A 7,859-nucleotide genomic window follows, 5' to 3' on the forward strand; every position below is an offset into this window, starting at 1 on the left:
GTTATAAATTAGGGGTGTGGAGTATAGCGGGAACATTTTTATCACTTAATAATTTATCAAAAGATTTGTGGTCAGATTTATAACCAATACCTTCTCTACATTCTGATTCATCAATAAGTTTGTATTGTTCACAAGCATTTTTAACTTTTTCATAATCCTCAATAGAATGAGCTTTATAAACTATCTTGTTGTTAAAACTTATTTCATGAGCAAACTTAGGTTTTACAAAGTATTTGGCATCTTTGATTTGACCAGAGTTATACAGACCTTGAATGACAGAACCATTTTTTATATGTTGTAAATGGTCATCTAACTTGTAAGTATGTGCTATATGGGTTACATTTTTAAATTTTTTTTCAAAAGTGATTGCAATTTTCTCCATAGAGTTAAAATTAGTAGTACCATTTGCATTTTTTTCTGGTAATATTATTATGTTTTCTCTTTTTACTCCTAGATTGTCAAGAGAAGCTAAGAATTCTCTATTTCGATATTCTGATTTTTGGTTATCTGTAAGAGTTTCATATTTTTTATATCTATCGAAAACAGATATACCACATCCAGTAGATACCAAAACCACAAATACATGATTTTTTCCTCTTTCTTTTACAGCATTTACAATAGCACTGCCAGCCCACAATACTTCATCATCTTGATGTTGAACATAGAAAACAACATAATCTTTAAATTTTCTATGACTATAATTAATATAGCTATTAAAACCTGTTAAAATCAAGCATAGAACTAAAATGATAGATAAAATTCCATACTTATTTATAGTAAAATTCCTGTTTTTAAGAGTCATTTAATCATCTCCTGAAAAGCTGTCTTAGTTATATTATCAATCAAAGTATTAAAAATTATTTCTTAAAAATTAAAAAAGATAGAGTAGATTAATGGAATAAATTTTTTTTGTTGGTGAAATTAAAATAAAAAAATTTTATATATAAGAAATAAAAAAGAATGGAGGATTTATTGGGATAAATATATAAATAAGCTAAATATCTACTTGGAGTTTTATACTATAGGTAGTTTCAATCATTATAATTTTTATTGTTATAAGTTATAATAATTTAATCATAAATAGAAGAAGCACATAATAATTCTTATGTGCTCCTAATTGATATAGTTATTTACTGCAAAAACAGAGTCTATCAAGACCTAAAATTTTTGATGCACCAGCTATTGTAGTTCCATAATAGTAAACTGGTTTATTTAATGATATAAAATCAATAATTGAGTTGTTACATAAAGTACTTCCTGTACAAATCACTATATCGGCCCAAGATATAACATCTCTATAATCTTTTACGCCATCTTCAATTTTGACATTGTACTGAATAGTTCCTACAAATTCAGGGTTTAAATCTAATACTCTAGTTTCAAAAAAATCTTTAATATTATCAATTATAGCTGGTTGATATCCTATGATTGCTACCTTTGGATTATCAAATTTATTTTTTATAAATTTAGGGAAATTCTTTGCACATATTTCTGGCTCATTATTTTTGCAGTGGATAGTTCTATCTGTCATATCTAGATACCTCATAACAGCATTTAATGATGCTATAAAAAGACTTCTATCATGAGGATTATTGTATAAATCTAATGACAATATATCCTTTAAAGAACCTTCGAACATAGATGGAGTAGAAGTGAATGCTTGTCCTTTAACTCCTTTAAAATCAGCCTCAAGCATTATCTCCTTACCAACTATAATTGGAAAATCTTTACGTTTGGTATTTCCTATTGCTTCTTCAGCAGTTAGAGATTTAGATACAATACTTATCATATCCATATTTAAATTATTCTTATCAACTTGTTCTAACAGATAATCTCTCAAAGTATCAAATATATTCATAGAAAAAAGATTCTCCTTTCTGTTTTATCTCTTCATTTAGCTCAAAAATATGATTTATTTTTCCATTGTTCATTATTCCTATTTTATGAGCAAAAAACATTGCTTCAGAGATATCATGAGTAACATGAATTACTGTTGGTTTATACTTGAGGTAAACTTCCTTTAGTATTTTACTTATATGTTTTTTTGTAATATAATCTAATGAACTCATAGGCTCATCTAAAAGTAATATGTCTGGCTCAGCTACTAATGCACGTGCAAAAGCAACTCTTTGTTTTTCACCTCCACTTAAATTTTGGGGATATCTCTTCTTTATATCATCTATCTGCATCAGTTCAGACAAGTGATTAACTTTTGAAATTTGTTCACTTATAGATACTTTTCTCAATTTAAGTGGAAATCTTATATTATCCTCAACATTCATATTTGGAAATAGTTCAAAATTTTGATATACAAATCCTATATTTCTGTTTTCTGGAGGTAAGCTTGAAATTAATTTTTTTTTGTATAATACATCTCCCTTTGCATATGGGTATCTTCCTGCTAATGTTTCGAGAAATAGAGTTTTACCTGACCCACTAGAACCTAATAAAACAAAATATTCATGATTATTAATATCTAAACTATTTTCTTTCAATTTAAAACAAGGTAAATCAAGGGATAAATTTTTTATTTTTAACATATTAACTTTTATTCACCTCCCTATTAAATAGTATCTCAAAAAGAGTCAGACATGTAAGTGAGATAAATATTAAAATTACAGCTATTCCAACTGCAATATCTATATCACCTGTTGACATATTTAAATATATTGATGTAGGAATAATTTCTGTTTTCATTCGTGTAGAGCCAGCTATCATAGCAACTGCGCCAAATTCACCAAGTGCTCTTGACCAAGTCATTACAGTTGCAGATATAACTCCAATCTTTAAATTTGGAAGAGTTATAAATTTAAAAGCTTCCCAACTATTACATCCAAGGGTACGTGCTACAAATACCATTTTTTCATTACTCTCATTTAATGCTGTGTTAAGTATTTTGATAGTAAGTGGTAGATTTACAAATACTTGTGCTAAAACTATACCTTGTTTTGTAAATACAAAATCAAGATTAAAAAGTTTATAAACAACATCTCCAATACCCATTTTTCCAAATAAAAGTAAAAGAGCAATTCCTGATACTAGATGAGGAAGAGACATAGGTAAATTGATTATTTGTACAAGTAGCTTTTTAAAAGGAAAGCTAGTAATATGTAAAAAGTATGCTGTGGGAAGAGCTAATAAAAGACATAATATAGTAGATAGTAGAGATGTCTTAATACTAAGTACTATTGCAGACTGTACTTCTACTGAGCTTAAACATCTAGGAACATAGCTTAATCCTTTAATGATTAACATAAAAAGTGGAGATACAATAAATAAAAAGACTATCACAAAAAATCCTGTGAGTGATATAGTAAAAAATTTATTTCTCAAGATTAATCACTACTTAACTGGTTCAAAACCATATTTTTTAAATATTTGTTTGCCCTCATCTGATGCTATATAATCTATAAATTTATTAGCTAAATCTTTTTTGCCACTATAACTTACAGTTCCTGCTGAAATAATTTGGTCTATATTTTTATCTGAAGAAATTTCTATAACTTCTACATCATCATTACCAAAAACAGAGTCTTTTGTGGCTATTGTGGCGTCTGCTTTACTTGCAATTAACTGTAAAATCATTTCATTGACAGTTGCAGCAGTAGAAATAACATTATCATTTACAGATTTTAAGTTATTTTTTTCGAGTATTTTTTGAGTAGTTTTACCTATAGCGTTAGATTCCTTGTCACCAAAGATAATCTTAACACCATCTTTATTTAAGTCCTCTAGTTTTTGAATATTAGCTGGATTGCCTTTAGGTACAACTATTGCAGGTGTATGATGTGCTACAGTTTTATGTTCACCTACAAGTTCTTTTTCAAATGCTTTTGAGTAAATTGGTTCAGAACCAACAATAAATGCATCACCTTTATGACTTGTTTCTATTTGAGCTATTAATTGTGCAGAACCAGCATAACTGTATTCAATTTTAACATTATTTTCTTTTTCAAATTTTTGAGCTATTTCATCCATTGGTTTTTTTAAACCTGCCCCTGAATAGACAAAAAGAGTTTCTTCTTTTTCTTTATCTTTTGAGTCATTAGTTGATGTAACTTTAGCACTAGATTTATCATTTACTTTATTTTCTTTAGAATTACATGCAGTAATACCTATTGAAATAAGTAGAGCTAAAGTTAATATAGAAATCTTTTTTAACATAACATATTCCCCCTTATTAAATTGTTGTAAATTCTTTTTTAGTATACCATAATCAGAAAACGATGTCTAAGTTTTTGTTATGTTTTATCGTGTTTTGTTATGTTTTATCATGTTGGAGTAGAAGAATCTATTTGAAGAGTCCTATAGTCTAATTTAAAAAGAAGATATTTTATTGGTGATTATACTTGTATTAAAATGATTGAATTTTATAATAAGAATAGAAACGAAAACTTTAATAATGTATAATCTGTTAGTCAATAGATAGGCTTTATTATGATATTATCTATAGCAATAGTTGTTAGCATATTTCTAGAAAACTCCAGAAGCAAATAAAATAAAGAGAGAGCATTTTATATGATTTTAAAAGTCATATAAAATGCTCTTTTCTTTAATAATAAAAGTTTTACTTTGAAGATAGTTCTTATATTAAGTTAAAACGCATATTGATTTATATCATATACCACTGAAGTAATATTCATATTAATTACATATTGATTCTAATTTTGCTTTTAAGAATAATGTTATATTTTTGAATATTGTTCTTTTATCAAGTGCATTTACATATATATCTTCTATACATGCACTTACAACAAAATCTTCACATAAGTCAACATTTATACCTAAAGCAGGGTTATATCGATATCCATTTATAGTAACTACAGGTTCTCCAGGAGCTGAAACTACTATTCCTTCTTCATAAGTTAAGCCTTCAAATTTAGCATAAGGAATTATATATGCTAAGAAAGGTATTTCATAATGTGCAGAATGAACAGATTGTTCATCTACTAGCGCTGTATATACAATCTTTTGCTTTAATAAACCTTCTACGATTATTTTTCTTCCAGTTAAGCATGTTCCTTCAGCATTTGGTATTATTTCAAATGCCATAGTAGTATTACAATCAATTATTATTCCACTTAGACCTTGAAGTAGTACAGTTAATGCTCCTGTTGCTCCAATTAATAAATTAAATGCAGGTGTAAGAATAGTATTAATTATTGTTTGTAAAGTTGCTATCAACGCAGTTACTAATGGTCCTCCAAGTGTACCAATTGCAGCAAGTATATCATTGATAAGGTCTTGTACAGATTCTAGTAAGTTAATTAAAGTAGTTGTTATACTTATTACTAAATTAAGAGCTGTACATACTACTTGTGCTGTTCCAATTTGAATTGCAGCTAATAATCCATTAACAGCTGTTAAAAGAGAATCTACTGTTGGTTGAATTAAATTTAGTAATCCTTGTAATTCAGTTAATAAAGGATTAACAATTGCTCCTAAACCAGGAATTAAAGGTATTGCTGCTTGAATTGCTGAAATTATATCATTTATTCCATCAATAATTGTATCAATTGTTGTTTGTATATCTATTGCTAAAAAAGTATTCAATATTGTTTGTATTTCATTTAATATAGCTAAACTAACATATAAATTATATGATTTATATGCAAATGGAGTTTCTATAAGTTTTGTAGAGTTGATTACTGCATTTGCATAAACTTGATCTATATCCTCTATATCAGGTTTTAATATTGGAATAGGAAGTATTTCAGGAACTGAAATTTCTGTCCAGTTTAAAGTCTCTCTTTTGCTTCCATCCATATTTAATTTTGTTACATCACATATACCTATACTTTTAATATTAAAATCACATTCACAAGTTTTTTTATTGCATTCCATTTTTATTCCTCCTCATTTTATTTAAATCTTTTAGCATAATTTTGATGCTTTTATAAATATTGTTGTATTTTTAAATACACTTCTTTCTGATAATGCACATGCATAGATGTCTTCTATATATGAAGTTATCTTAAACTGCTGATATAGTGGAGTATCTTTGTCTATTATTATAAATACTGAAAAAGGTATATTAAAGTGAGCAGAGTGAATTGATTGTTCATCTACTGCTGCTGTATATATTATTTTTTGTTTTAATATTCCTTCAATTATTAACTTTCTTCCAGTTAGATTTGTACATTCTCCATTTGGTATATCTTCGCCTGCTATAGGATTTTGGCCTACAGGAGTATATCCATTTACTAGAGGTGTTTTTATTACTCTTTGAGATATTATATCTACACAAGAGTGTACCTCTACTATATCTTCTATATCTGGTTTTTGTGATGGTATATCTACTATCTCTGGAACAAAGAACTCTGTCCATTTATCTGTATCTTCATAACATTGTAATGCTTTTTCTATTTTTAATTCTGGATAAACACCAACAGTATTTAATATTTTATTTTCACCACAGCATTTATCATAGAATTGATAGCTTGTTCCATTTGTATAATTAGAATTTAACATATTTTCCACTCCTTATTTTTTTATAGATTTTATAATGGTTGTGTTGGTACTGCATATAATAATAATGTTGTATGCTTTAATATAGTTCTTTCATCTAATGTGCTTATAGATAAATCTTCTATACAAGCATTTACTTGATAGTCTATATCAAGTGAATCAAGTGTTATTGGTGGAGTTACATTATTAAATGTAACCTCTTGTGGCACAACTATATAACTTGAAAATGGTACATAAAAATGTGCTGAATGAACTGATTGAGTTTCTTCATTAGCTGTATAAGATATCTTTTGACATAATTCACCTTCAATTATAAGCTTTCTTCCTGTAGATATTTTTCCTTCTAAATTTGGTATAAAATCTCCATTAGCATCTAAAGGTGATATAGGTGTTTTAACAACTTTTGTTCTTAGTATATTTACTGATACGTTTACTGAGTTTATTTGCTCTATATCTGGTTTTTGTGGTGGTACAGTTAGGGTTTCAGGTATATACATTTGAAACCAATAAGGGTATTGACTTATAACGCTTGTAACATCATCTGCGTTACATAAGCCACTTACATCAACTAAATCCATATTACAAGTACATATATTACTATTCATATTTATCTCTCCTTATATAATTTATTGAAAGTTTTTAGCTCTCAATATAATCTATTTAAATTTCGACTTTTTGTTACCTATTTTTAAATATTTTTCTTTTTTTAGCTTTTTTATAACAATATATGATTTTATATCATATATAAAATGTATATAGAAACTTTAATCTCTATATAATTATGAAATTAAGGAGATGTTTATATGAATGAAAGTATTTCAAAAACTGGAATTACCCCCTTAGAAGATTATCCAGACAACAAATGCATAAAATACTATAAAGAATTTATAGAAGATGACATACTATGTGTTCCAACACAAAAACCGGATATAGAATGTATTAATGAAGTAAGTGTAAATATTTGTGTTGAGGATAAAGAGATTATTAACACTATACTAGGGCCAAAATTAGTTATAAAAGGATTTAAAAATATTAAGATTATATATACTGCAGATAATTGTCAGCAGTCTCTTCATTCTGCACATTGGAGTATTCCATTTTGTCAATTTATCTTGTTAAAAGATTTGAAATATGATAAGTGTGATAATATTATAGAAACTATTTTTATTGGAATAGAGAATATTTGTGTAAAACACTTTGATTGTAGAATGATTGATTTATCACTACTATTTATAATTTGTCCGCAAATTCGTAATTGTAATAACTGTAAATGCTGTAGAAGTTATTGTATGCATAATCCAAATTTATGCTATTACGATAATGATACTTGTTCAGATAACTGTAATGATGCTACACAATGTAAATATAGTCTTGGTGATAAATATAATAGT

9 protein-coding genes are annotated in these 7,859 nt (G+C 27.1%); 1 reads left to right on the top strand and 8 read right to left on the bottom strand.

Annotated features, from left to right (window positions below):
- Position 1 precedes the first annotated feature (1 nt).
- From KGF50_RS19045 to KGF50_RS19080, 8 genes are all read right to left on the bottom strand, one after another.
- On the bottom strand, positions 2-802 hold the full coding sequence (locus tag KGF50_RS19045; protein ID WP_227849519.1) for a PIG-L family deacetylase: 801 nt from the start codon (positions 800-802) through the stop codon (positions 2-4).
- A 324-nt stretch (positions 803-1,126) separates the two neighbouring features.
- Positions 1,127-1,858 carry a Rossmann-like domain-containing protein gene (locus KGF50_RS19050; RefSeq protein ID WP_227849520.1) on the bottom strand — a complete coding sequence of 244 codons (732 nt, stop codon included), beginning with the start codon at positions 1,856-1,858 and terminating at the stop codon, positions 1,127-1,129.
- Entirely contained in the window at positions 1,845-2,540 is a 696-nt protein-coding gene (locus KGF50_RS19055) for an ATP-binding cassette domain-containing protein (RefSeq protein WP_227849521.1), read from the bottom strand. Before KGF50_RS19055 ends, KGF50_RS19050 begins: the two co-directional genes overlap by 14 nt.
- A 1-nt stretch (position 2,541) precedes the next feature.
- Positions 2,542-3,255 carry an ABC transporter permease gene (locus KGF50_RS19060; protein WP_227849522.1) on the bottom strand — a complete coding sequence of 238 codons (714 nt, stop codon included), beginning with the start codon at positions 3,253-3,255 and terminating at the stop codon, positions 2,542-2,544.
- Positions 3,256-3,342: 87 nt separating this feature from the next.
- A complete protein-coding gene (modA, locus tag KGF50_RS19065; RefSeq protein WP_227849523.1) occupies positions 3,343-4,164 on the bottom strand; it encodes a molybdate ABC transporter substrate-binding protein in 822 nt (273 codons plus the stop codon).
- 480 nt (positions 4,165-4,644) lie between these two features.
- A complete protein-coding gene (locus KGF50_RS19070; RefSeq protein ID WP_227849524.1) occupies positions 4,645-5,844 on the bottom strand; it encodes an SPOCS domain-containing protein in 1,200 nt (399 codons plus the stop codon).
- A 30-nt stretch (positions 5,845-5,874) separates the two neighbouring features.
- Positions 5,875-6,471 (bottom strand): DUF3794 domain-containing protein, encoded by a 597-nt coding sequence (locus KGF50_RS19075; protein ID WP_227849525.1) that lies wholly within the window; start codon positions 6,469-6,471, stop codon positions 5,875-5,877.
- A 29-nt stretch (positions 6,472-6,500) separates the two neighbouring features.
- Positions 6,501-7,073 (bottom strand): DUF3794 domain-containing protein, encoded by a 573-nt coding sequence (locus KGF50_RS19080; RefSeq protein WP_227849526.1) that lies wholly within the window; start codon positions 7,071-7,073, stop codon positions 6,501-6,503.
- Positions 7,074-7,271: 198 nt separating this feature from the next.
- On the opposite strand from KGF50_RS19080, the gene KGF50_RS19085 reads away from it, so the two are divergent.
- The coding region (locus KGF50_RS19085) for a DUF3794 domain-containing protein (RefSeq protein ID WP_227849527.1) at positions 7,272-7,859 on the top strand (588 nt) is incomplete at its 3' end.

The organism is Clostridioides sp. ZZV15-6598, assembly GCF_020657705.1.
GTDB classification, from domain to species: Bacteria; Bacillota; Clostridia; order Peptostreptococcales; family Peptostreptococcaceae; genus Clostridioides; species Clostridioides difficile_F.

Bases quoted from the DNA above. Each gene is read 5' to 3' on its own strand.
- modA (WP_227849523.1), bottom strand. From the start codon at position 4,164: ATGTTAAAAAAGATTTCTATATTAACTTTAGCTCTACTTATTTCAATA.
- KGF50_RS19050 (WP_227849520.1), bottom strand. From the start codon at position 1,858: ATGAATATATTTGATACTTTGAGAGATTATCTGTTAGAACAAGTTGAT.
- KGF50_RS19045 (WP_227849519.1), bottom strand. From the start codon at position 802: ATGACTCTTAAAAACAGGAATTTTACTATAAATAAGTATGGAATTTTA.
- KGF50_RS19055 (WP_227849521.1), bottom strand. From the start codon at position 2,540: ATGTTAAAAATAAAAAATTTATCCCTTGATTTACCTTGTTTTAAATTG.
- KGF50_RS19080 (WP_227849526.1), bottom strand. From the start codon at position 7,073: ATGAATAGTAATATATGTACTTGTAATATGGATTTAGTTGATGTAAGT.
- KGF50_RS19070 (WP_227849524.1), bottom strand. From the start codon at position 5,844: ATGGAATGCAATAAAAAAACTTGTGAATGTGATTTTAATATTAAAAGT.
- KGF50_RS19075 (WP_227849525.1), bottom strand. From the start codon at position 6,471: ATGTTAAATTCTAATTATACAAATGGAACAAGCTATCAATTCTATGAT.
- KGF50_RS19060 (WP_227849522.1), bottom strand. From the start codon at position 3,255: ATGTTAATCATTAAAGGATTAAGCTATGTTCCTAGATGTTTAAGCTCA.